At 72.7% G+C, this 20236-nt stretch carries 21 protein-coding genes; 11 read left to right on the top strand and 10 right to left on the bottom strand.

Annotation, left to right across the window (positions count from 1 at the left end; translation table 11 throughout):
- Positions 1-7 precede the first annotated feature (7 nt).
- From ACIP2X_RS14690 to ACIP2X_RS14675, 4 genes are all read right to left on the bottom strand, one after another.
- Positions 8-823, bottom strand: a complete 816-nt coding sequence (locus tag ACIP2X_RS14690; protein ID WP_401672091.1) for a hypothetical protein — start codon at positions 821-823, stop codon at positions 8-10.
- Between the two features lie 241 nt (positions 824-1064).
- Positions 1065-1634 carry a chloramphenicol phosphotransferase CPT family protein gene (locus tag ACIP2X_RS14685; protein ID WP_401672088.1) on the bottom strand — a complete coding sequence of 190 codons (570 nt, stop codon included), beginning with the start codon at positions 1632-1634 and terminating at the stop codon, positions 1065-1067.
- A gap of 28 nt (positions 1635-1662) precedes the next feature.
- Positions 1663-1842: a hypothetical protein gene (locus ACIP2X_RS14680; protein WP_401672086.1), complete on the bottom strand. Its 180-nt coding sequence runs from the start codon at positions 1840-1842 to the stop codon at positions 1663-1665.
- A gap of 117 nt (positions 1843-1959) precedes the next feature.
- Positions 1960-2838, bottom strand: coding sequence for an undecaprenyl-diphosphate phosphatase (locus tag ACIP2X_RS14675; protein ID WP_401672083.1), 879 nt, complete (start codon positions 2836-2838; stop codon positions 1960-1962).
- Between the two features lie 259 nt (positions 2839-3097).
- Here ACIP2X_RS14675 and ACIP2X_RS14670 point away from each other — a divergent pair, with 259 nt between their 5' ends.
- From ACIP2X_RS14670 to ACIP2X_RS14660, 3 genes are read left to right on the top strand one after another with little or no spacing between them, the layout of a single operon-like run.
- Positions 3098-4303, top strand: coding sequence for a Gfo/Idh/MocA family protein (locus tag ACIP2X_RS14670; protein WP_401672081.1), 1206 nt, complete (start codon positions 3098-3100; stop codon positions 4301-4303).
- Positions 4300-5226: a PmoA family protein gene (locus ACIP2X_RS14665; RefSeq protein ID WP_401672079.1), complete on the top strand. Its 927-nt coding sequence runs from the start codon at positions 4300-4302 to the stop codon at positions 5224-5226. Before ACIP2X_RS14670 ends, ACIP2X_RS14665 begins: the two co-directional genes overlap by 4 nt.
- Entirely contained in the window at positions 5220-5948 is a 729-nt protein-coding gene (locus ACIP2X_RS14660; RefSeq protein WP_401672076.1) for a cupin domain-containing protein, read from the top strand. Before ACIP2X_RS14665 ends, ACIP2X_RS14660 begins: the two co-directional genes overlap by 7 nt.
- A gap of 71 nt (positions 5949-6019) precedes the next feature.
- Here the strand turns inward: ACIP2X_RS14660 and ACIP2X_RS14655 are convergent, their stop codons facing one another.
- Positions 6020-6487 carry a winged helix-turn-helix transcriptional regulator gene (locus ACIP2X_RS14655; protein ID WP_401672074.1) on the bottom strand — a complete coding sequence of 156 codons (468 nt, stop codon included), beginning with the start codon at positions 6485-6487 and terminating at the stop codon, positions 6020-6022.
- A 118-nt stretch (positions 6488-6605) separates the two neighbouring features.
- On the opposite strand from ACIP2X_RS14655, the gene ACIP2X_RS14650 reads away from it, so the two are divergent.
- Positions 6606-7784 carry a thiolase family protein gene (locus tag ACIP2X_RS14650; RefSeq protein WP_401672072.1) on the top strand — a complete coding sequence of 393 codons (1179 nt, stop codon included), beginning with the start codon at positions 6606-6608 and terminating at the stop codon, positions 7782-7784.
- Between the two features lie 7 nt (positions 7785-7791).
- Here ACIP2X_RS14650 and ACIP2X_RS14645 read toward each other — a convergent pair whose 3' ends face one another.
- Positions 7792-8598 carry a TVP38/TMEM64 family protein gene (locus ACIP2X_RS14645; protein ID WP_401672070.1) on the bottom strand — a complete coding sequence of 269 codons (807 nt, stop codon included), beginning with the start codon at positions 8596-8598 and terminating at the stop codon, positions 7792-7794.
- Between the two features lie 49 nt (positions 8599-8647).
- Here ACIP2X_RS14645 and ACIP2X_RS14640 point away from each other — a divergent pair, with 49 nt between their 5' ends.
- The 3 genes from ACIP2X_RS14640 (at position 8648) to ACIP2X_RS14630 (ending at position 11717) form a co-directional block, all read left to right on the top strand.
- The gene (locus ACIP2X_RS14640; protein ID WP_401672067.1) at positions 8648-9370 is read left to right on the top strand and encodes a DNA alkylation repair protein; all 723 of its coding nucleotides are present in this window, start codon (positions 8648-8650) and stop codon (positions 9368-9370) included.
- Positions 9371-9621: 251 nt separating this feature from the next.
- On the top strand, positions 9622-10791 hold the full coding sequence (tuf, locus tag ACIP2X_RS14635) for an elongation factor Tu (RefSeq protein ID WP_401672065.1): 1170 nt from the start codon (positions 9622-9624) through the stop codon (positions 10789-10791).
- Positions 10792-10871: 80 nt separating this feature from the next.
- Entirely contained in the window at positions 10872-11717 is an 846-nt protein-coding gene (locus tag ACIP2X_RS14630) for a spermidine synthase (RefSeq protein WP_401672064.1), read from the top strand.
- On the opposite strand, the gene ACIP2X_RS14625 is transcribed toward ACIP2X_RS14630, so the two are convergent.
- Both ACIP2X_RS14625 and ACIP2X_RS14620 read right to left on the bottom strand, forming a co-directional pair.
- Complete coding sequence (locus ACIP2X_RS14625; RefSeq protein ID WP_401672061.1) at positions 11679-12974, bottom strand: MFS transporter; 1296 nt, start codon at positions 12972-12974, stop codon at positions 11679-11681. The genes ACIP2X_RS14630 and ACIP2X_RS14625 overlap by 39 nt on opposite strands.
- 48 nt (positions 12975-13022) lie before the next feature.
- A complete protein-coding gene (locus ACIP2X_RS14620; protein WP_401672059.1) occupies positions 13023-14039 on the bottom strand; it encodes a hypothetical protein in 1017 nt (338 codons plus the stop codon).
- Positions 14040-14231: 192 nt separating this feature from the next.
- Between ACIP2X_RS14620 and ACIP2X_RS14615 the strand changes: the two genes are divergently transcribed.
- The 3 genes from ACIP2X_RS14615 (at position 14232) to ACIP2X_RS14605 (ending at position 17868) form a co-directional block, all read left to right on the top strand.
- Positions 14232-14669, top strand: a complete 438-nt coding sequence (locus tag ACIP2X_RS14615; protein ID WP_401672379.1) for a DUF4442 domain-containing protein — start codon at positions 14232-14234, stop codon at positions 14667-14669.
- 365 nt (positions 14670-15034) lie between these two features.
- A complete protein-coding gene (locus ACIP2X_RS14610; protein WP_401672056.1) occupies positions 15035-16867 on the top strand; it encodes a ricin-type beta-trefoil lectin domain protein in 1833 nt (610 codons plus the stop codon).
- A gap of 350 nt (positions 16868-17217) precedes the next feature.
- Positions 17218-17868 (top strand): DedA family protein, encoded by a 651-nt coding sequence (locus ACIP2X_RS14605; protein WP_401672054.1) that lies wholly within the window; start codon positions 17218-17220, stop codon positions 17866-17868.
- A gap of 6 nt (positions 17869-17874) precedes the next feature.
- Here ACIP2X_RS14605 and ACIP2X_RS14600 read toward each other — a convergent pair whose 3' ends face one another.
- Positions 17875-18405: a gamma carbonic anhydrase family protein gene (locus ACIP2X_RS14600; protein ID WP_401672051.1), complete on the bottom strand. Its 531-nt coding sequence runs from the start codon at positions 18403-18405 to the stop codon at positions 17875-17877.
- Positions 18406-18514: 109 nt separating this feature from the next.
- Here ACIP2X_RS14600 and ACIP2X_RS14595 point away from each other — a divergent pair, with 109 nt between their 5' ends.
- Positions 18515-19279, top strand: a complete 765-nt coding sequence (locus ACIP2X_RS14595) for an acyltransferase (protein ID WP_401672049.1) — start codon at positions 18515-18517, stop codon at positions 19277-19279.
- Positions 19280-19330: 51 nt separating this feature from the next.
- On the opposite strand, the gene ACIP2X_RS14590 is transcribed toward ACIP2X_RS14595, so the two are convergent.
- Complete coding sequence (locus ACIP2X_RS14590; protein WP_401672047.1) at positions 19331-20188, bottom strand: EamA family transporter; 858 nt, start codon at positions 20186-20188, stop codon at positions 19331-19333.
- Positions 20189-20236: the final 48 nt, after the last annotated feature.

Here is a 20236-nt window from a genome sequence, read left to right as displayed (position 1 = left end):
GCGCCCCTCAGTGGTCCGAGTCCTTGAACGGATGAGGGGAGACGTGCTCGCGTACGGTGCGCCACCGTGACTTGGTCTGCTCGACGACGCCGTCCCACTGCCGGCGGACCTCGTGATCCGAGGGGCGGTCGCCGTGCCGGATCCGGCCGAGTTCGTCCCGTACCTCTCGTCCCCATGCCGCCGACACGACGAGGACGAGCATGGCCGCGAAGAGCGCGGAGATCAGCGCGAAGACGGCGCCGACCACCCCGTAGCGTCCGACGGAGGTGTTGAAGAGATGGGGCATGTAGAGCTTCACGGCCATGGAGTACGCCACGGTCAGAGCGGCGCCGGTGACGCCGAAGGGCAGCAGGTCGGGCCAGGCGATCCGCCGTGCGGACAGGATCCAGCCGCTCCAGACGAGGAACGCGGCGGTCACCGGTACCTGACACACCAGGGCGGCCAGGCCCAGCACGTCCCAGCCGGAGAACGCGGAGAGCAGCAGGTTGGCGAATCCGTAGCCCGCGAGCGTGAGGATCCACCACAGGCCGTTGCGGGTGTTGCGCATGCTGAGGGGCTTGAGTTCCCATGTCTGTTCGAAGAGACGCTGGGTGGCTCGCGCGAAGCTCAGCACCGAGATCGTCAGGAACACGGCTCCGAAGACGCCCACGCTCGCATTGGTGCCTTGGGGCGGAGCGAACAGCGAGCTGACGGCCGTGGCGCTCGCGCCGGTGAGGTTGTAGCGCCTGATGATCTGCTCCGCGGCGTCGTAGTGCGCGAAGACGGCGCCCGCGAGGATCGACAGCGGGACCAGCGCCGTCAGGGCGCTGGAGGCCAGAGCCATGGAGCGGTCGAAACCCACGATCTTCTGAAACCGGTTGACGACCCGCAGCGCGAAGGCGGGCCGCAGCCAGAACGTCAGCGTCCGGAACAGACGCTCCCGATTGCTCCCCGCCGTGCTGCCCTCCGTGAAGCGAGACCTGTAGAGGCGGGGCGAGCCTAACCGACCGTGGTCGCGCCGCCGCACGGCGACACGAGGAGCGGCCCCGTCGGCGGCGCGACGTCCGATGCCGCCGCGGAAGCCCTCAGCCGGCCTCGCGCAGGCGCTGGAAGGCCGTCGGGGTGGGGCGGGCCGGCAGGAAGTCCTTGATCCGGCGGGCGCATTCGGCGGCGTCCGAGGCGCCGGTGTCGCATTCGAGGTCGTAGACGCCGTGCGCGTGGACCTGCTTCAGCTGGGCGGCGGCCAGGCCGGGCGGCCGGTCGCCGCGCTCCCGCTCGCGCCGCTCCAGCTCGTCGACCGGGCACCGCACGCCGACGAGGACCACGTCCTGGGGCTCGAAGAGGGAGAGGCAGTCGGCGAGCCGCCAGTCGGCGCTCAGGATGTGGTCCATGACGACGTCGTTCCCGGCGGCGGCCATGCCCGCGACCGCGCGGTGGTAGCCCTGCCAGGTGCGGTGCAGGACGGTGTCGAGCGCGTCCGGCGGCACGGGGACGCGGGAGCGCATCGCGTGGAAGCTGTCGGCCGCCATGTGGAAGCAGGGCTCGTCGAGGATCCGCAGCAGTTCGGCCGCGATGCTCGACTTGCCCGAACTGGACGTGCCGTTGAGGAAGATGATGAGGCCGCGGCGCGGTGGTACGGCGCTGAGATGTCTCATGTACGTCGGTCCCGCCCCTGTCGTGTCCTCAGGCCGCCTCGATGATCGCACCGCGGATCGCCGCGGCCCACTCGACGACCAGCAGCTCGTACTCCGCGCGCTCCTGCGGCGACAGCGAGCCGCCCGCGCGCGTCCACAGGGCGCGGATCTGCTCGTTCACCTCGGCAGCGGAGCGCGCTGAACCAGGGGTCACGGAATCGGGGGACATGCGAGCAAGCGTAGGGGTAGGCACTGACACTGCGCTACCGGGCGGCTACTCGTCCCGTATGGGTTCGGTCACGGCGGGAAGAAGAGCGGCCCCCGGGAGGGTTCCCGGGGGCCGGTCTCAGCCGCCTGCCGATTCCGCCGCGTGCGGACTCAGCACGCCGAACGTCACCAGGACGATGATCACGATGCCGAGCGCGATCCGGTACCAGACGAACGGCATGAAGCTCTTGGTCGAGATGAACTTCATGAACCAGGCGATCACCGCGTACCCGGTGACGAAGGCGATCACCGTGGCGAAGATCGTCGGTCCCCAGGTCACATGGTCGCCCTCCAGGGCGTCCTTGAGCTCGTACCCTCCCGAGGCGAGCACCGCCGGGATGGCGAGGAGGAAGGAGTAGCGGGCCGCCGCCTCGCGGGTGAAGCCCATGAAGAGGCCGCCGGTGATGGTCGCGCCGGAGCGGGAGACGCCCGGCACGAGCGCCATGGCCTGGCAGATGCCGAAGATCAGGCCGTCCCGCACGCCCAGTTCCTTGAGCGTCTTGCGCTCCCTGGCCGCCCGGTGACGCCCGCCGGTCTCGTCGCGCGCGGCTATCCGGTCGGCCACGCCCATGATGATGCCGACGACGATCAGCATGGTGGCCGTGATGCGCAGATCGCGGAACGGGCCGACGATCTGGTCCTTGAGCGTCACGCCGAGCACACCGATCGGGATCGAGCCGACGATCACCAGCCAGCCCATCCGCGCGTCGTGGTCACCGCGCCACGCCTTGTCGTAGAGGGACCGGGTCCAGGCCGAGATGATGCGCCCGATGTCCTTGCGGAAGTAGATCAGCACGGCCGCCTCGGTGCCGATCTGGGTGATCGCCGTGAAGGCGGCACCGGGATCCTCCCACCCCGAGAAGGCGGCGGTCAGGCGCAGATGCGCGCTGGAGGACACGGGGAGGAATTCGGTCAGCCCCTGGACGAGCCCGAGGATGAGTGATTCGAACCAAGACATGAAGTTACGGAGTCCAAGTGCCGAGCGCGGAACGGACGGAGACACACCTAGCCCCCGCGCGCGGTGATCGGGTGTGTTGAGGGGCAGCGTAGCGCCCCCTGCCGACACGGTGGACACAGGGGTTTCCCAGGGGATCGGCGGTGCTCCGCGGGGGGTGTTGACCGGCCGCCGCGCCCGGCCTACGTTGCAGTGCGGGGAAAGCGCTTGCTGCATGCGCTCGCCATACGCCCAGGACCCCGGAGGAGTGCTGATCAGGTAGATGGCCACACCCGCGACCCCGGTGCCGGCGGCCGGGACGCCGCCCCCGACGCCCCCCGTCCCGCTTGCCGGCCGCCCCGTGAGAGCCGCCGTGGTCGGCACCGGCGCCATCGCCCGCCGCTGTCATCTCCCGGCGCTCGCCCGGCTCGCCGAGGAGGGCGGCGCGGAGGTCGTCGCGGCCGTCGACATCGACCGCGCCGCCGTCGAGGCGTTCTGCGCCCAGGGCGGCATCCCGCACGCCTACACCGACATGGCGCCGATGCTGCGCGAGCGGCGGCCCGACCTGGTGACGATCTGCACGCCGCCCATGCTGCACCGCGAGCAGACCGTCGCCGCGCTGCGCGCCGGTGCCTGGGTGTGGTGCGAGAAGCCGCCCGTGCCGGCGCTCGCCGACTTCGACGCCGTCGAGGCCGCGGAGGGCCCCGCGGGCGGGCCGTACGCGGCCGTCGTCCTCCAGCACCGGTTCGGCTCGGGCGCCGCCCACGTGCGCCGGCTGCTCGCCGAACAGGCCATGGGGCGGCCGCTGGTGGCGCACTGCCAGACCACCTGGTACCGCGACGCCGCCTACTACGCGGTGCCGTGGCGCGGCCGCTGGGGGACGGAGGGCGGCGGGCCCGCCATGGGGCACGGCATCCACCAGATGGATCTGCTGCTGGATCTGCTCGGCCCGTGGAGCGAGGTGCGGGCGATGGCCGGCCGGCTGGTGCACGACGTGGAGACCGAGGACGTCTCGACCGCCCTCGTCCGCTTCGAGAGCGGCGCGTTGGCCACGGTCGTGAACAGCGTCCTCAGCCCCGACGAGGTGAGCCGCGTCCGCGTCGACTGCGAGCGCGCCACCGTCGAACTCACCCACCTCTACGGCTACGCCAACGCCGACTGGCGGATCACGCCGGCGCCGGGCGTACCGGCCGAAGAGGCGAAGAGGTGGCGTGACTTCGGGGCCGACGTGCCCAGTTCGCATCTGGCGCAGCTGCGTGAGCTGGTCGCCGCCCTGCGGGCGGGCGAACGGCCCCGCGGCAGCGGACCGGACGGGCGCAAGAGCCTGGAACTGATCACCGCGCTGTACAAGTCGGCGTTCACCGACACCACCGTCCGCCGGGGCGAGATCGGGCCCGGCGATCCGTACTACACGGCGCTGCACGGAGGTGCGCCCGCCTGGGCGCCCGTCGCCGGCGGGGCCGCAGCGCCTCAGGAGGTGCCCGCATGACAGGCCCGCACGTCGTCCACGCGCACGGGGACCGGATCACGGTCCTCGAACCCACCACCGGCGTCGAGCTGTTCCGGTACGTCTACCGGCCGGAAGCGGCCTGGGAGGCCCCGAAGCCGTATCTGCATCCCGTGCGGACCCTGGGCGGCGCCGTCGTCACGGACTACCGGCCGAACGACCACCGCTGGCACAAGGGCCTGCAGATGACGGCCTCCCACCTGTCCGGCCAGAACCTGTGGGGCGGCAACACCTACGTGCACGGGCAGGGCTATCGGCCCCTGCCCGAGCGTGTGGGGTCCATGGCGCACGCCGGTTTCGACGAGGTCGCCTCGGACGGCACCCGCGCCGTGGTCGCGCAGCGGCTCACCTGGCACCCATGGGGCGGACAGCTCTGGGCCGACGAGCGGCGCCGCATCGAGGTGCACGACGTGGACCCGGCGGCGGGTTCCTGGGCGCTCACCTGGACCAGTGCCGTCACCAACCGGCGCGACGAGCCCCTGCTGTTCGGCAGCCCGACCACGGCGGGGCGTGAGATGGCCGGCTACACGGGCCTGTTCTGGCGGGGACCGCGCGCCTTCCGGGGCGGGCGCGTCCTCGGGCCGTACGGCGAGGGGCCGGGCCTGATGGGCGAACAGGCGCCCTGGCTGGCGTACTCGGGCGAGCACGACGGCGTCGACGGCCACGCCACGCTGGTGTTCGCGCACGCCCCCGAGAACGACCACAGCGGCGCCGGCGGCACCCACCCCGCCCACTGGTTCGTCCGCAACGAGCCGTTCGCCGCCGTCGCCCCCTCGTGGGCCTTCCACGACGAACTGGAGCTCGCGCCGGGCGCCACCCTCACCCGCCGCTACCGGGTCGTCGTCGCCGACGGCGCCTGGGAACGGGACGAGATCACCAAGTACCTGGAGGCGCACCCGTGGTGACCACCGAAGGACTGCCCGGCCTGTTCACCGGCCTGCCGGGCGGTGTCGCCGTGTCGCACCTGTCCGTGTACGACTGGCCGGCGGCGGACGGGGCGTGCGGCGGAACTCCCCATCTGCATCTGACCTGTTCGGAGGCGTACGTCGTCACCGGCGGCCGGGGGGCGGTGCAGACGCTCACGACGTCCGGGTACGAGGTCACACCGCTCGCGGCAGGCACCGTCGCCTGGTTCTCGCCGGGCACGATCCACCGGCTGGTCAACGACGACGACCTGCGCATCACGGTGCTGATGCAGAACAGCGGGCTGCCGGAGGCGGGGGACGCGGTGCTCACGCTGCCGCCCGAGTACCTGACGGACCCGCGGACGTACGCCGCCGCCACCACGATCCCGGTGGACGCGCCGGTCGCCGAGCAGGAGCGCGTGGCGCGCGCGAGGCGCGATCTCGCGCTGGAGGGCTACCGGGCGCTGCGGGCGTCCGGCCCGCAGACGCTGGCCGAGTTCCACCGGGCGGCGGGCGCGCTGGTGCGGCCCCGGCTCGCGGAGTGGCGCGAGCGCTGGCGGCGGGGCGCCCGGTCGGCCGCCACGGCGACGGGGGAGCAGCTCGACCGGCTGGAGCGGGGTGACGTGTCCCACCTCGCGGCGGCCGTCGTCAGGTCCGAACAGCCCGTGGCGCGCTGGAGGTTCGGCATGTGCGGACGGCTCGACGTCTACCCCGGCGAGTAGCCCGCACCAGGCTTGTCCCGGCCGCAGACAGGCCGCAACGAGGCCGCAGCCGGGCCGCGGCCAGGCCGCAGCTAGGCGGCCTCGGGTCCGGTGACGGTCCAGCCCGGGGACCGGGGGTGAGGGGTCAGGTCTCCGGACCGGACCGGCTCGCCGCAGGATCCGCAGGTGACGTGCGGAGCCAGTTCGTGGCCGCAGCTGTGTTCGAGGATCATCGGGCGGTCGTCCCTGCGCAGATGGCGGTCGCCCCAGTCCATGAGGGTGAGCAGGACGGGCTGGAGTTCGAGGCCCGCCTGGGTGGGCCGGTACTCGAAGCGCTGCGGGCGCTCGCTGTACGCCTGCTTGGTGAGGATCCCGGCGTCGACCAGGCGGCGCAGCCGGGTCGCCAGGATGTCGCGCGGGGCGCCGATGTTGCGCACGAGCTGATCGAAGCGGCCGTTGCCCAGGAGCGCCTCCCGCAGCACGAGCAGCGAGTACTTCTCGCCGACGAGCGCCAGGGTGTCGGCGATCGAGCAGGGGCGCGGGTCCTTGGTGGCGGCCATGACGACCAGTCTAGGCGAGGGTTTGATTTCCCAACCCACGGGGCTATGGTGAGTTCGAAATTCCTACTCACCGGTAATCGACCCGGTGCCCGCTCCGGCGGCCAAGGAGGCCCGCACCATGCGTGACGCAGTCATCGTCGAAGCCGTACGCACCCCCATGGGCAAGGGCAGGCCGAACGGCTCGCTCGCGCACATCCACCCCGTCGAACTCCTGGCCCACACCCTGCGCGCGCTCGTCGAGCGCTCCGGCGTCGACCCGTCCCTGATCGACGACGTCATCGGCGGCACCGTCGACCAGGTCGGCGAGCAGGCCATGAACACCACCCGGTACGCCGTGCTGTCGGCGGGCTTCCCCGAGACCGTCCCCGCGACCACCGTCGACCGGCAGTGCGGCTCCTCCCAGCAGGCCGTGCACTTCGCGGCGCAGGGCGTGCTGGCGGGCGCGTACGACATCGTGGTCGCCTGCGGAGTCGAGTCCATGAGCCGCGTGCCGATGTGGTCGAACGTCCCGCCCGGCAAGGACCCCTTCGGTCCCGGCGTCGCCGAGCGGTACCCGGAAGGCCTGCTCCCGCAGGGCATCAGCGCCGAGCTGATCGCCGCCAAGTGGTCCCTCACCCGCGAGCGGATGGACGCCTTCGCCGTCTCCTCGCACCACAAGGCCGCCGCGGCCTGGGACGGCGGCCTCTTCGACGCCGAGGTCACGCCGATCGACGGCGTGACGCGCGACGAGTGCGTACGGCCGGGCAGCACCAGCGAGATCCTGGCCGGCCTCCGGCCCGCCTACCACGACCCCGCCCTCGCCGAGCGCTTCCCGCAGATCGAGTGGAACGTCACCGCGGGCAACGCCAGCCCCATCAACGACGGCGCCTCCGCGGTGCTCATCATGTCGAGCGAGACGGCCGCGCGCCTCGGCCTGCGCCCCCTCGCCCGGCTGCACAGCTTCGCCGTCACCGGCTCCGACCCGCTGCTGATGCTGACGGGTGTCGTCCCGGCGACCGAGAAGGTGCTGCGCAGGGCCAACCTGACGCCGGAGGACATCGACCTGTTCGAGGTCAACGAGGCCTTCTCCAGTGTCGTACTCGCCTGGCAGCAGGAGACCGGCGCCGACCTGGCCAAGGTCAATGTGCACGGCGGCGCCATCGCCCTCGGCCATCCGCTGGGCGCGAGTGGCACCCGGCTGACCACCACGCTCGTGCACGCCATGCGCGAGCGCGGGGCCCGCTACGCCCTGCAGACCATGTGCGAGGCGGGCGGGCTGGCCAACGCGATGATCCTGGAGGCCCCGGGGGCCTCCTGAGCGCGCGTCAGCCGCGCAGGTGGTGGCGTTTGCGCCACGCCACCACCGCGCCCGCGATGCCCGGAACGGCGATCGCGGCCATCGCGATCAGGAACACCGGGGACGTCGGCGTCGAGGCCCGGGCGCCGGCGACGACGTAGGCGGCGGTGTTCGGCAGCGAGCCGAGCGCCGTCGCGAGCAGGAAGGGCAGCCAGCCCATCTTCGACACGGCGGCGCAGTAGTTCGCGGCCCAGAACGGCACGCCCGGGAACAGGCGCACCGCCAGCATCGAGCGGAAGCCGTGCCGGCTGAACTGCCGGTCGACGGTCTTCAGGAACTTGCCGCGCAGCAGCGGCCGCAGCGCGTCCTGGCCGAGGAAGCGGCCAAGGCCGAAGGCCATCCCGGCGCCGATCACCGAGCCGGCGACCGCCGCGGCGACGCCCAGCTCGGAGCCGAACAGCGCCCCCGCCGCCAGGTTGAGGAGCGGTCGCGGCACGAAGGCCACCGTGATCAGGCCGTAGGCGAACGCGAAGACGAGCGCCGCGAGGGCGCCGCCGAGCTCGGGCGGCCAGCCGTGCGCGAGCAGCCGCTGCGGCTCGAAGAGCAGCACCGCCGCCCCGGCCCCGACCAGCAGGGCGACGAGCACGGAGAAGCGGGCCCAGGGCGACAGCAGAAGTCTCGCGCAGCGCACGGCGAAGCCGGGACGGACGGCCGCCGCGCCGCCGGAGACGGGCACGGCGGCGGCGAGTTCGGCGGCGGTCACCGCGAGTTCGGTGGCAGTGGCCCGGGGAGAGGCCGGTGCGGTGCCCCCAGAGCGGGTGTGGGCATCGAGCATTGGGCGACCCTAACCGACGGATATGTGTGATCGCCGTATGGTTCGTCTCATGAGCGTCACAGGTGCGCGAACGGCGGGTGTACCGCACAGCCCTCTCGCCGACACGCTGCTGCCCCGGCTCACCGCCGCCTACACCGGCGCGGCGGACCCGGCGCGCGCGGCGCCCATGCGGGCGTACATGAAGGATGTCGCGCCCTTCCTCGGCCTCGCCACGCCGGTGCGCCGCACGCTGTCCCGCACCGTCGTCGAGGGCATGCCCCGTCCGGACGAGGCAGACTGCGCGGCCGTGGCGCTGCGGTGCTGGGAGTTGCCCGAGCGCGAGTTCCACTACTTCGCCGTCGACTACCTGCGCCGGCACGTGGGCCGCTGCTCGTCCGGGTTCCTGCCGGTGGCCCGGCGGCTCGTCACCACCGTCCCGTGGTGGGACACCGTCGACCTGCTCGCCGCCCACGTGGTGGGTCCGCTGGTCGCCGCCGACCCCGGACTCAAGGCCGACATGGACGCCTGGATCGCGGACGACGACCTGTGGGTCGCCCGGACGGCCCTGCTCCACCAACTGCGCTACAAGGAACGCACCGACACCGAACGCCTCTTCTCCTACTGCCTGCGCCAGTCCGGCCATCCCGACTTCTTCATCCGCAAGGCGATCGGCTGGTGCCTGCGGGAGTACGCCAAGACCGACCCCGGGGCCGTGCGCGACTTCCTCGCGCGGGAGCGGGGGCGCTTCGCGCCGCTGTCGGTGCGGGAGGCGCTGAAGAACGTCGGGCCCTGAACCCGGCGGCCCGGTAAATCATTCGACGCGCCCCCCGGCGTCGGCGAGTATCGACGTCATGTTCCGGCACGCCTTCCACCTCGCAGCATCCGCGGTCGCGGATGCCCCGAAGGCTGCCGTCCTGATCCTCCAGGCCGCTGTCGACGGCGCCCGAAGCTGACCCTCCCCGGAACGTCCGGCGGACCCCGCAGGGGGAGGGTCGGCCGGTCACCGGGGTCCCAGCCACCATCGAGACGCTTCGAGGTATCGCCATGCCCAAGACGGCTTACGTGCGCACCAAACCGCACCTGAACATCGGCACCATGGGTCACGTCGACCACGGCAAGACCACCCTGACGGCCGCCATCACCAAGGTCCTCGCCGAGCGGGGCACCGGCACGTTCGTGCCCTTCGACCGCATCGACCGCGCCCCGGAGGAGGCGGCCCGCGGGATCACCATCAACATCGCGCACGTCGAGTACGAGACCGACACCCGGCACTACGCGCACGTGGACATGCCCGGCCACGCCGACTACGTCAAGAACATGGTCACCGGCGCGGCGCAGCTCGACGGCGCGATCCTCGTCGTCTCCGCGCTCGACGGGATCATGCCCCAGACCGCCGAGCACGTGCTGCTCGCCCGGCAGGTGGGCGTGGACCACATCGTCGTCGCCCTCAACAAGGCGGACTCCGGCGACGAGGAGCTCATCGACCTCGTCGAGCTGGAGGTGCGCGACCTGCTCACCCGGCACGGGTACGGGGGCGACTCCGTGCCGGTCGTGCGGGTGTCCGGGCTGCGGGCGCTGGAGGGCGACCCCCGGTGGACCGCGTCCGTCGAGGCGCTGCTGGACGCGGTGGACACGTATGTCCCGATGCCGGAGCGGTACCTGGACGCGCCGTTCCTGCTGCCGGTGGAGAACGTGCTGACCATCACCGGCCGCGGCACGGTCGTCACCGGGGCCGTGGAGCGCGGCACGGTCCGGGTCGGTGACCGGGTGGAGGTGCTCGGGGCGGGCGTGTCGTCCGTGGTCACCGGGCTGGAGACCTTCGGCAAGCCGATGGACGAGGCCCAGGCCGGGGACAACGTGGCGTTGCTGCTGCGTGGGGTGCCCCGCGACGCCGTGCGGCGCGGACACGTGGTCGCCGCGCCGGACAGCGTGGTGCCGCGACGCCGGTTCACCGCGCAGGTGTACGTGCTGTCGGCGCGAGAGGGCGGGCGCACCACGCCGCTGTCCACGGGGTACCGGCCGCAGTTCTACATCCGCACCGCGGACGTTGTCGGCGACATCGACCTCGGTGAGGTCGCGGTCGCGCGGCCGGGCGAGACGGTGACCGTGCGCGTGGAGCTGGGGCGGGAGGTGCCCTTGGAGCCGGGCCTCGGCTTCGCGATCCGCGAGGGCGGGCGGACGGTCGGCGCCGGCACGGTGACGGCCGTGGACTGAGGCGGGCGAAGCGGCGCGGGGCCGTCTCCGAGGAGGCGGCCCCGCACCGGCCCGGTCACCCGCACCGGCACAATGGAGCCGTGAGCGAGCCGATACCCGTCAGCCGAGTCGTCGATCACGGCACCGCAAAGCTGATGCCGGACGTCGACCGGGAGCGGGCCTGGCTGCTGACCGTCGACGGGGCTCCGCAGTCCTACGTCGACCTGGACGAGCCGACGCATCTGGAGTTCGAGTACGTGCGACGGCTCGGACACGTGCTGGACGGCCTCGCGGCGGCCGGGGCCCCACTGGACGTCGTGCATCTCGGCGGGGGCGCGCTCACCCTGCCGCGGTACGTGGCGGCGACGCGGCCCGGCTCGCGGCAGGAGGTCGTGGAGGCCGACCAGGGACTGGTGGAGCTGGTCGGCGCGTATCTGCCGACCGCCGAGGGCGCCCGTATCGCGGTGCACGTCGCGGACGGCCGGGACTGGCTCGCGGGTGCCCCGGCGGACTCGGCGGACGTGGTCGTCGGCGACGTCTTCGGCGGCTCACGGGTGCCGGCCGGGTTCACCTCCGTCGGCTACGCCCGTGCGGTGGAGCGGGTGTTGCGCCCGGACGGGGTCTACACGGCCAACCTGGCCGACGCCGCCCCGTTCGCCTTCCTCCGCTCCCAGCTGGCCACGTTCGCGACCGCGTTCCCCGAACTCGCGCTGATCGCCGAACCGTCCGTGCTGCGCGGCCGGAGGTTCGGCAACGCGGTGCTGCTCGCCTCGCACCGTCCGCTCGACACGGCGGCCCTGGCGCGCCGCACCGCCGCCGACGTCTTCCCGGCACGCGTCGAACACGGGCCCGCGCTCCGGAGCTTCATCGGGGACGCCCGCCCGGTCGGGGACGCGGACGCCGTCCCCTCACCCGAGCCCCCCGACGGGGCGTTCGGCATCGGCTGAGGCCGGCGCGCCCTTGGCCACCGCATGGGTACGGCGGCGCAGGTTCCGCACGTCCGGGACGCACAGCACCGCCGCCGTGACCACCACCACGAGCGTCGCACAGCCCCACAGGGCCGCCGTCCGGCCGAACGCCACCTCGGCCGGGCCCGCCATGGCCGTCGCCAGCGGAACCATAGCGACCGAGCCGAACCAGTCGTAGGCCGCGACGCGCGACAGCTTGTCCTCCGCGATCTCCTGGTGCAGGGCCGTCATCCAGGAGACGCCGAAGATCTCCAGGGTCACCCCGGTCACGAACATCACGGAGCACAGGCCCCAGACCGGCGCCGGCACCGCCAGCGCCGCGGACGGCAGTGCCAGCGGGAAGACGCCGAGGGTACCGGCGAGCAGCAGCCGGCGGGGTTTCCAGCGGGTCATCAGCAGCGCGCCGATCACCGTGCCCGCGGCGAAGAAGCCCAGCGCCAGACCCCAGGGCGCGGCTCCGCCCAGATGGTCCTGGGCGACCAGCGGGCCGTAGACCGCCTCGGCGGCCGCCACCACCGCGTTGGCGATCGAGAACTGGACGACGACGCCCCACAGCCAGGGCCGCCCGGCGACCTCCCGCCAGCCCTCCCGCAGATCCGCGATCAGTCCGCCGCCGGGCTCGCGCGGCGGGATGTGACTGACGTCGAGGAAGGCGCGCAGCGCCCCGGCGACGGCGAACGCGGCCGCGTCCGCGGCGAGCACCCAGCCCGGTCCGATCGCGGCGACCATCGCGCCACCGACGGCCGCACCGCCCAGCGCCGCGCCCTGCATCGCCATCCGGAACACCGCGAACGCCCGGCTGACCTGATCGCCCTGCACGGAGGACATCAGCATGCCCTCGGCGGCGGGGCTGAAAAACGCCTGTCCGGTGCCGCCGAGCGCGCTCAGCAGCATCATGTGCCACAGCTGCGCCTCGCCGGCGAGGACCAGTACGGCGAACAGGCCCTGCGAGACACAGTTGAGGGCGTTGGCGGCGACCATCACGCGGTGCCGGGGCAGGCGGTCCGCGACCGCGCCCCCGATCAGCAGGAAGAGCACCAGCGGCAGGGTGCGGGCGGCGGCCACGAGGCCCACGTCACCGCCGTCGCCGCCCGCCTCCAGCACGGCGAACGCGGCCGCGACGAGGGCGCCGTTGCTGCCGAGGTGGGTGACGACCGCGGAGGCCGTCAGCAGGCTGTAGTTGCGTCCCGCCCATGCGGGTCTGCGGGGGCGGGAGGCTCCGGTGACGGTGTTCACCGGCCGACTATCACCGCCCGACCCCTGACTTGCCAAACCGGTTCTGCGTCAGCCTCCGGTGGGCTCGCCGTGCAGCCGCACCGTGCTCAGGATCTGCATGATGGTCGCCTTGGGCACCTCGCCCGTGACGCCCTTGGCACCGTAGAAGTTCCACGACACGAAGTCACCGACGGAGTTCTTGAAGCCGAACGTGGCCGCCTTGCCGTCGCTGGCGCACTTGCCCTTCTGGGGCGTGTTCGTCGACTCGGCCCAGGCGATGCTGCCCTCGATGCCCGACTTGGTGGTGTAGGGCTCGGCCTTCTCCTCGAACTTCATGCTCTTCTTGTCCGGCTGGGTGTAGCCGCCGTAGACCCACCAGGGGACCGTGTTGATGGCGACCTCGTCGGTGTCCTTGGCGCCGTCGGCACCCTTGGTGCCCACCGCGGCCAGGTGCGTGTCCTCGGTGCGGCCGTCCTTGTTCTCGTCGGTCGTGCACCACTTCGACTTGTAGTACGCCGGCGCCGACATCACGATCAGCGGTTCACCGCTGTCCGACTTGTCGTCCTCGAAGCCGATGGTCACGCCCGGCGACTCGACCTCCCAGTCCGCCGGCACGTCGAAGGCCACGCCGCGCTTGGGGTTGATGACGACCTTCCAGCCGTCGATCGTCGGCTTCTCGGCCTCGCCGCCCCGCGGGTTGTCGTCCGAACCGGACGCGGAGTCGCTGGGCTCCGTGGACGTCGAGGGCGACCGGCTCGTCTTCGGCTTGTCGCCGCCGTCGGCCTTGTCGTCCTTGTCGCCGCCGAGAACCAGGAAGCCCGTGACAGCGGCGGTGAGGACCACGGCGGAGGCCGCGATGATCGCCACCAGCTTCGTCCGGTTGCCGCCGCCGCTGCCGCCGGGCTGCGGCTGCGGCGGCCCCATCGGCGCGGGCGTGCCCCACTGCGGCTGCTGCGCATAGGGGTTGGGCTGCTGGTAGCCCGCCTGCTGATACGGATTCGGCTGCTGGTACCCCGGCTGCTGGTACGGGTTGTTCTGTCCTTGCGGGTTCTGCTCGCCCCCGGGCGGCTGCTCTCCTGGCCACATGAGCGGTAACCCTAGTAGGGCCAGGGACACGATTCGGTCACCGGGCTTTGTCAGGGACGTAGCAATTCAGGATTCCCCGCGGTCGCCGCGGCCGTCCTTCCGCCGCCGCGTCACACCGCCGTGACGATCGTCGCGCGGATCTGGCCAGGCCGGGCTACTCATGGGTAACATGCGGCCATGAGCGCAGACCAGATGTCGATCGGCGAACTGCTCGCCGCCACGGTGCCGATGGTTCGGACGCTGAACCTCGAGTACCTGGAGACCACTCCGGAGAAGGCCGTGCTGGCCCTGCCGGACCAGAGCGAGTACCGCAACCACGTCGGCGGGCCGCACGCGGGTGCCATGTTCACCCTGGGTGAGTCGGCCAGCGGCGCGATCGTCCTGGCCGCGTTCGGCGACCAGCTCTCGCGGGCCGTGCCGCTGCCCGTGCATGCCGAGATCGCGTTCAAGAAGATCGCCCTGGGCCCCGTCACGGCCACGGCGACCCTCGGGCGCCCGGCCTCCGAGGTCGTGGCCGAACTCGACGAGGGCAAGCGTCCCGAGTTCCCCGTGACGGTCGCCATCAGGCGTGAGGACGGGGCGGTGACCACGGAGATGACGGTGGTGTGGACCCTCCGGCCCAACGGCTGAGACCTTCCGCACCTGAGAGGGGCCCCGGCGATCCGCCGGGGCCTTTTTGTTGTTCGGCGACAGTTCCTGCGTGACGAGTTGAAGATTGTGTGCGCCAATGCGCCGTCTACGTACACAAGTTGAGGATCGCGGTGTCCCCGGTATCGAATGCGGGTGCGGATACCTCAGGTAACACCCGGCAATTTCAGGTCCATTGAATCCGTGGCTCTCGAACTCCTTGTTTCCTGTCCGGCGCATGTGCGAGGGTGTGCCACCCGCGGACAGGAAAAGCACAGGTCAGCCACGTAAGTACGCACCAATCAGCACCTGCTTTCCGATGGAAGCGCATTCCGTGCGCCGTCCTCGGCTCGGAAGGAAATGGTTCAGTGCAGCCCCCTTACCCCCCACCCCCGCCTTATCCGCCGTGGCCAGGACCGCGCCCGGCGGAGTCCGACCGCGAACTCCTCGCCCGCTGTGCCGGTCCCGAACCGGACGCCAGGGCCGCCGCGCTGCTGCTGGCCCGGCACTGGCGGGCGGTCCACGCCTACGCCGTCATCTGCCTAGCCGCGTCCACGGCCACGGCGTCGATGGCGGCCACCGCGGCGTTTCAGCAGGTTCTCGGGCGCCGGACGGCCGCCGGCGCGCTGCGTCCGCAACTCCTGACGGGCGTACGGGACACGGTCCGCGAATGGGCCGCCGAGGACGACGTCCGGGCCCTGCTGCCGGAACTCGGCACATCCGGCGGAGGGCGCGGACCGCGTGCGGGGGAGACCGTGACGCCCGAAAGGCGGCGCCTCGCCGAGCGCGCTTTCCATGCCCTTCCCTCGGCTTCCCAATGCCTGCTCTGGCACACCGAGGTGGAAGCGGACGCGATAACGGTACCGGCCGGTCTGCTGGGCATCGACGCCCTTGGCGCATCCTCCGGACTGGCCCGGGCGCACGAGGAATTCCGCGCCGGTTGCGTACGCGCCCACCGGGAACTCGCGCCGACCAGGGAATGCCGTTTCTACAACCGCCTTCTGGACGTTCCCATGCGGCGCGGCGGCGCCCTGCTTCCCGATGTCCAGCGCCATCTGACGCGGTGCGGGTACTGCCGGCACGCCGCCGACCAACTCGGCCATTTCGACGGGGCACTGGGCGTGCTGCTCGCCGAGACCGTGCTCGGCCGGGGCGCCCGGCGCTACCTCGACTCCCGTCCCGGCCGCGCCCCGGCTCCGCCGCCCCCTCCTCGCGCTCCCGCCCTCGCCCGTCCGCCCGTCGCCGCCCGCTCCGGAGCCGGCGGCCGCCACCGGCCGCCGCGGACCGGCCTGGTCACTGTGGCCCGACGCCATGCCCGCGCCGTGGCCGTCGTCGGTGTCTGTCTGACCTCCCTCGCGCTGCTCGCGACGGTGCTTGCGGCGCGGGGACGGTCCGACGGCCACGGTGCCCCGGAACCCGGCGCCACGTGGGGAGCCCCGAGTGTCCGCACCGTGCCTCCCGGCTCGGCGTCCCGGGAGCCGTCGGCCGCGTCGCGGGAACGCCCGGTCGAGGTGGCCCGGGGACGCCTGCGCAGCCTCGCCGACGGCCGCTGCCTCGACGGCCGTGAGGGCGCGGCCCTGCTACGGCCCTGCTCGACCGCCGGCTCGCAGCAGTGGTCGTACCTGGAGGACGGGCGACTGCGCGGCGTCGCCGCCCCCTCGCGCTGCCTCGACGCCGACGCCGACGCCGACGCTGACGCCGACGTCGTGGCGGCGGTCACGCTGTCCGACTGCGACGCGCCCTCCGGGCAGGTGCGCTACGACCTCACCGTGCGCGGTGAACTGCTCCTGCGCCGGGGGAACGGCCGGCTCGTCGCCCCGGGCGCGGGCGGCGAGTTGGCCGTCGTCCCGCGGGACGGCTCGACGGAGCAGCGGTGGCGTGTGGAGGTCCTGGGGGAGCGGAGGCGAGGGTCCGACGTGCCCAGGAGCGCCGACGGCCGGGGGTGGGACGGTCGTAAGGGTCGGCCGGACCAGCGGCGAGGCGATCCCCACCGCGACGGCGACCTCGACGTCGACCGGAGTACGGGCGGCGGCGGGCGCTCGGGCGAGGAGGGTTCCCGTCACGACGGGATCCCTCGCGGTGACCACCGGGACGGCACACCTCGGGACGACCACCAGGATGCCCGCGGTGACCGCCGGAACGGCCGGCCGCGCGGCGACCGCCCGGGCGGGGACACCCCAGGGCTACGACCTCGATCGTGACGAGCGCCCCGCCGGGAGTGTGGCCGGGGAGCCTGCGGGGTGTGTACGAGACCCCGCCGGGTGGGTCCGGCACCTCGCCCGGTCGGAGCGAGAGCCCGCCGGGGGTCTTGCCCGGTCGGAGCGAGAGCTCGCCGGGTGGGCAGGGGGCCTTGCCCGGTCGGCACGGGGCCTTGCCGGGTGAGGCCGGACCTGGCGCGGTCGGGGCGGGAGCCGGGTCGGTCAGGTCGGTGGGTGGGGGGCCGTGATGCCGGGACGGGTGGGGCGGCGGCACCCGGTAGGCTGCGCGGCGTGTGCCCGGGGCCGGGCGCACGCCGTCCGTGCCCAGGGCGCGACTTCAGGAGGAACCGGCCGTGCACGTCCAGGAGTGGCTAGAGACCGTACCGGCGGTCGCCATCTACGCGCTGGTGGGAGTGGTCATCGGCCTGGAGAGCCTGGGCATCCCGCTGCCGGGCGAGATCATCCTCGTCTCCTCGGCGCTGCTCGCCTCCCAGCACGGCGACATCGACCCGTTCGTCCTCGGCGCGTGTGCCAGCGCCGGCGCGATCATCGGTGACTCGATCGGCTACGCGATCGGACGCAAGGGCGGCCGGCCGCTGCTCGCCTGGCTCGGCGGGAAGTTCCCGAGGCACTTCAGCGAGGCGCACATCGCCACGGCCGAGCGCTCCTTCGAGAAGTGGGGCATGTGGGCCGTCTTCTTCGGCCGGTTCGTCGCCCTGCTCCGCATCTTCGCGGGCCCGCTCGCGGGCGTGCTGCGGATGCCGTACTGGAAGTTCCTGATCGCCAACGTCTTCGGCGGCATCCTCTGGGCCGGCGGCACCACGGCGGTCATCTACTACGTGGGTGTCGTCGCCGAGGCGTGGCTGAAGCGCTTCTCCTGGGTGGGCCTGGTCCTCGCCGTCCTGATCGGTCTGACCTCGATGCTGATCATGAAGCGCAAGGCCAGGAAGGTGACGGAGTCGCGGCCGGCCGCCGAGCCGGAGCCTGTCGGCGCCGGGGAGTAGACCACCTCAGGGGTGGTGCACATCCCGGTGCGCCTTGCCGAGCTCCGCGTACATCGTCCCGTTGAGCGTCACGCCCTCCCGCTCCTCGGCACTCAGCTCCCGTCGCACCTTCGCCGGCACCCCCGCCACCAGTGACCCCGGCGGCACCACCATCCCCTGCGGCACCAGGGCCTGGGCGGCGACCAGCGATCCCGCCCCGATCACCGCGCCGTTGAGCACGGTCGCCCCCATCCCGATCAGGCAGTCGTCCTCGACGGTCGCCCCGTGGACCACGGCGTTGTGCCCGATGGACACCCGCTCGCCGACGCTCACCGGGAACCCGGGATCGGCGTGGAGCGTGCAGTTGTCCTGCACGTTGCTGTTCGCGCCCACGGAGATCCGCTCGACGTCCCCGCGCAGCACGGCCCCGTACCAGACACTCGTGCCGGCGCCCAGTGTCACGTCCCCGATCACGGCGGCCGTCGGCGCGACGAACGCCTCCTGATCGACCCTCGGCTCCTTGCCGCCGATGCCGGTGATCAGTGCCTGGTGCGTCATTCCCAGCTCCCTCGTCGTCGGGTACGAGGGAACCGTACGCCACGCCGTGGGGTGAAGATCACAGGGTCGTGCCCTCATGACCGGACCCGGCGCTGAGTAACGTGAGCGGGTGCCGAAGCGCAAGAACACGTTCTCATCCTGGCGCCGCCGCCAAGCGCAGCGGGCCGTCCACGCGGGCTGGGCGTGGGCGCAGCGCACGGCGTCCGTCACCGCCGAGCACCCCGGTCGGTTCCGCTTCGGCGCGATAGGAACCGGTACCAGGCTCGCCTTCCCGCTCGGCACGGTCTTCGGGGAACCCTGGATCCACCTGGGCTCCCACTGCATCGTCGGCGAGCAGGTCACGCTGACGGCCGGTCTGATGCCGGACCTCGACCTCGGCCCGGAGCCGATCCTGCGCATCGGTGACGGGGTGGTCCTCGGCCGGGGCAGTCACGTGATCGCCGACACGACGGTCACCATCGGCAGCGACTGCTACTTCGGCCCGTACGTCTACGTCACGTCCACCAACCACTCCTACGACGACCCGCACCAGCCCATCGGCAAGCAGTGGCCGCGGATGCAGCCGGTGGAGATCGGTCCGGGCTGCTGGATCGGCACCGGTGCGGTGATCCTGCCGGGCGCCCGCATCGGGCGGAACGTGGTGGTGGCGGCCGGTGCGGTGGTGCGCGGGGACGTGCCCGACCACGCGGTGGTGGCGGGGGCGCCCGCCCGGGTCGTACGGCGGTGGACGCCGGTCGACGGCTGGCAGCCGCCGCTGCGCACACCGGCGCCGGTGCCGATACCGTCCGACGTCACCCCCGACGAGTTGCGCGCGCTCGCCGCCCTCGACGAAGAGACGGTGCAGCGACTGGCCGAACTGGAGCCGGAGGCCTGACGCGCCGGGGAGGCGTGCGCGGCCCCGGGCCCGCTTCAGTCGCAGGCCGGATCATCCCGTGGCCAGCAGCAGGGTGCCGGCGAGGGCCAGTCCGGCGCCCGCCGCCTGGACGGCGCGCAGCCGTTCGCTGAGGAAGCCGCGTGCGGCCAGCGCCGTCACCACCGGGTAGAGCGAGGCGAGGACGGCGGCCACGGTGACCGGTCCGTGCTGGGCGGCGATGGAGTACGTGCCGTTGGCCGCCACGTCCGCGAGGCCGACGAAGGCCAGCGCCGGGAGCGAACCCCACGGGAAACCGTCGGCGGGGAGGGCGGGAGCACCGCGCCGCACCGAGACGTACAGGGCGGTGCCGCCCGCGGCCACGTTGGTCACCCGCTGGACGAACAGGGCGAGGAACAGCCCGGTGAGCGTCGTCGACGCCTCCGCGATCAGGGCCATCACCGCGCCGAAGCCGAAGGCCGCGAGCAGGGTGAGCAGCACGGCCTGCCGCTGCACCGGCGCTCCACCGAACTGCGGACCGCCCGCGAGGACGACGCCGACCACGGCGACCGCGATGCCCGCGACCTGCAACAGGCCCGGACGCTCGCCCAGCACCAGGCCCACGCCCACGGGGACCGCGACGCCGAGCGAGCCCAGCGGGGAGACGACGCCCATCGGGCCGAGGGCGAGGGCCTTGTAGAAGGAGAGCATCGCCACCGGGCCCACCAGTCCGGCGGCCACGGCGAACCAGAGCTGCGGTCCGGCCTCGCTCCAGGCGCCGGTCGCGACGACGATCGCGCCGAGGACGGCCACCGCGACGGACTGCGAGACGACCACCACGGTCAGCGCGGGCGTACGCCGGGTCAGCAGCCCGCCGCCGAAGTCGGCCAGACCCCACAGGAGGCTGGTGGCCAGGGCGAAGAGTGCCGTCATGGAGTTGCCTCGCAGTACAGTGCAGTGAACGATGTGGTGCACCACACC

The sequence above is a fragment of the Streptomyces sp. NPDC089424 genome, from assembly GCF_044749345.1.
Classification (GTDB): Bacteria; Actinomycetota; Actinomycetes; order Streptomycetales; family Streptomycetaceae; genus Streptomyces.
Note: the sequence above shows the minus strand (reverse complement) of the source record. Positions and strands in the feature narration are given on the sequence as shown.

Bases quoted from the DNA above. Each gene is read 5' to 3' on its own strand.
- ACIP2X_RS14690 (WP_401672091.1), bottom strand. From the start codon at position 823: ATGGCTCTGGCCTCCAGCGCCCTGACGGCGCTGGTCCCGCTGTCGATC.
- ACIP2X_RS14685 (WP_401672088.1), bottom strand. From the start codon at position 1,634: ATGAGACATCTCAGCGCCGTACCACCGCGCCGCGGCCTCATCATCTTC.
- ACIP2X_RS14680 (WP_401672086.1), bottom strand. From the start codon at position 1,842: ATGTCCCCCGATTCCGTGACCCCTGGTTCAGCGCGCTCCGCTGCCGAG.
- ACIP2X_RS14675 (WP_401672083.1), bottom strand. From the start codon at position 2,838: ATGTCTTGGTTCGAATCACTCATCCTCGGGCTCGTCCAGGGGCTGACC.
- ACIP2X_RS14670 (WP_401672081.1), top strand. From the start codon at position 3,098: ATGGCCACACCCGCGACCCCGGTGCCGGCGGCCGGGACGCCGCCCCCG.
- ACIP2X_RS14665 (WP_401672079.1), top strand. From the start codon at position 4,300: ATGACAGGCCCGCACGTCGTCCACGCGCACGGGGACCGGATCACGGTC.
- ACIP2X_RS14655 (WP_401672074.1), bottom strand. From the start codon at position 6,487: ATGGCCGCCACCAAGGACCCGCGCCCCTGCTCGATCGCCGACACCCTG.
- ACIP2X_RS14650 (WP_401672072.1), top strand. From the start codon at position 6,606: ATGCGTGACGCAGTCATCGTCGAAGCCGTACGCACCCCCATGGGCAAG.
- ACIP2X_RS14645 (WP_401672070.1), bottom strand. From the start codon at position 8,598: ATGCTCGATGCCCACACCCGCTCTGGGGGCACCGCACCGGCCTCTCCC.
- ACIP2X_RS14640 (WP_401672067.1), top strand. From the start codon at position 8,648: ATGAGCGTCACAGGTGCGCGAACGGCGGGTGTACCGCACAGCCCTCTC.
- tuf (WP_401672065.1), top strand. From the start codon at position 9,622: ATGCCCAAGACGGCTTACGTGCGCACCAAACCGCACCTGAACATCGGC.
- ACIP2X_RS14620 (WP_401672059.1), bottom strand. From the start codon at position 14,039: ATGTGGCCAGGAGAGCAGCCGCCCGGGGGCGAGCAGAACCCGCAAGGA.
- ACIP2X_RS14615 (WP_401672379.1), top strand. From the start codon at position 14,232: ATGTCGATCGGCGAACTGCTCGCCGCCACGGTGCCGATGGTTCGGACG.
- ACIP2X_RS14600 (WP_401672051.1), bottom strand. From the start codon at position 18,405: ATGACGCACCAGGCACTGATCACCGGCATCGGCGGCAAGGAGCCGAGG.
- ACIP2X_RS14590 (WP_401672047.1), bottom strand. From the start codon at position 20,188: ATGACGGCACTCTTCGCCCTGGCCACCAGCCTCCTGTGGGGTCTGGCC.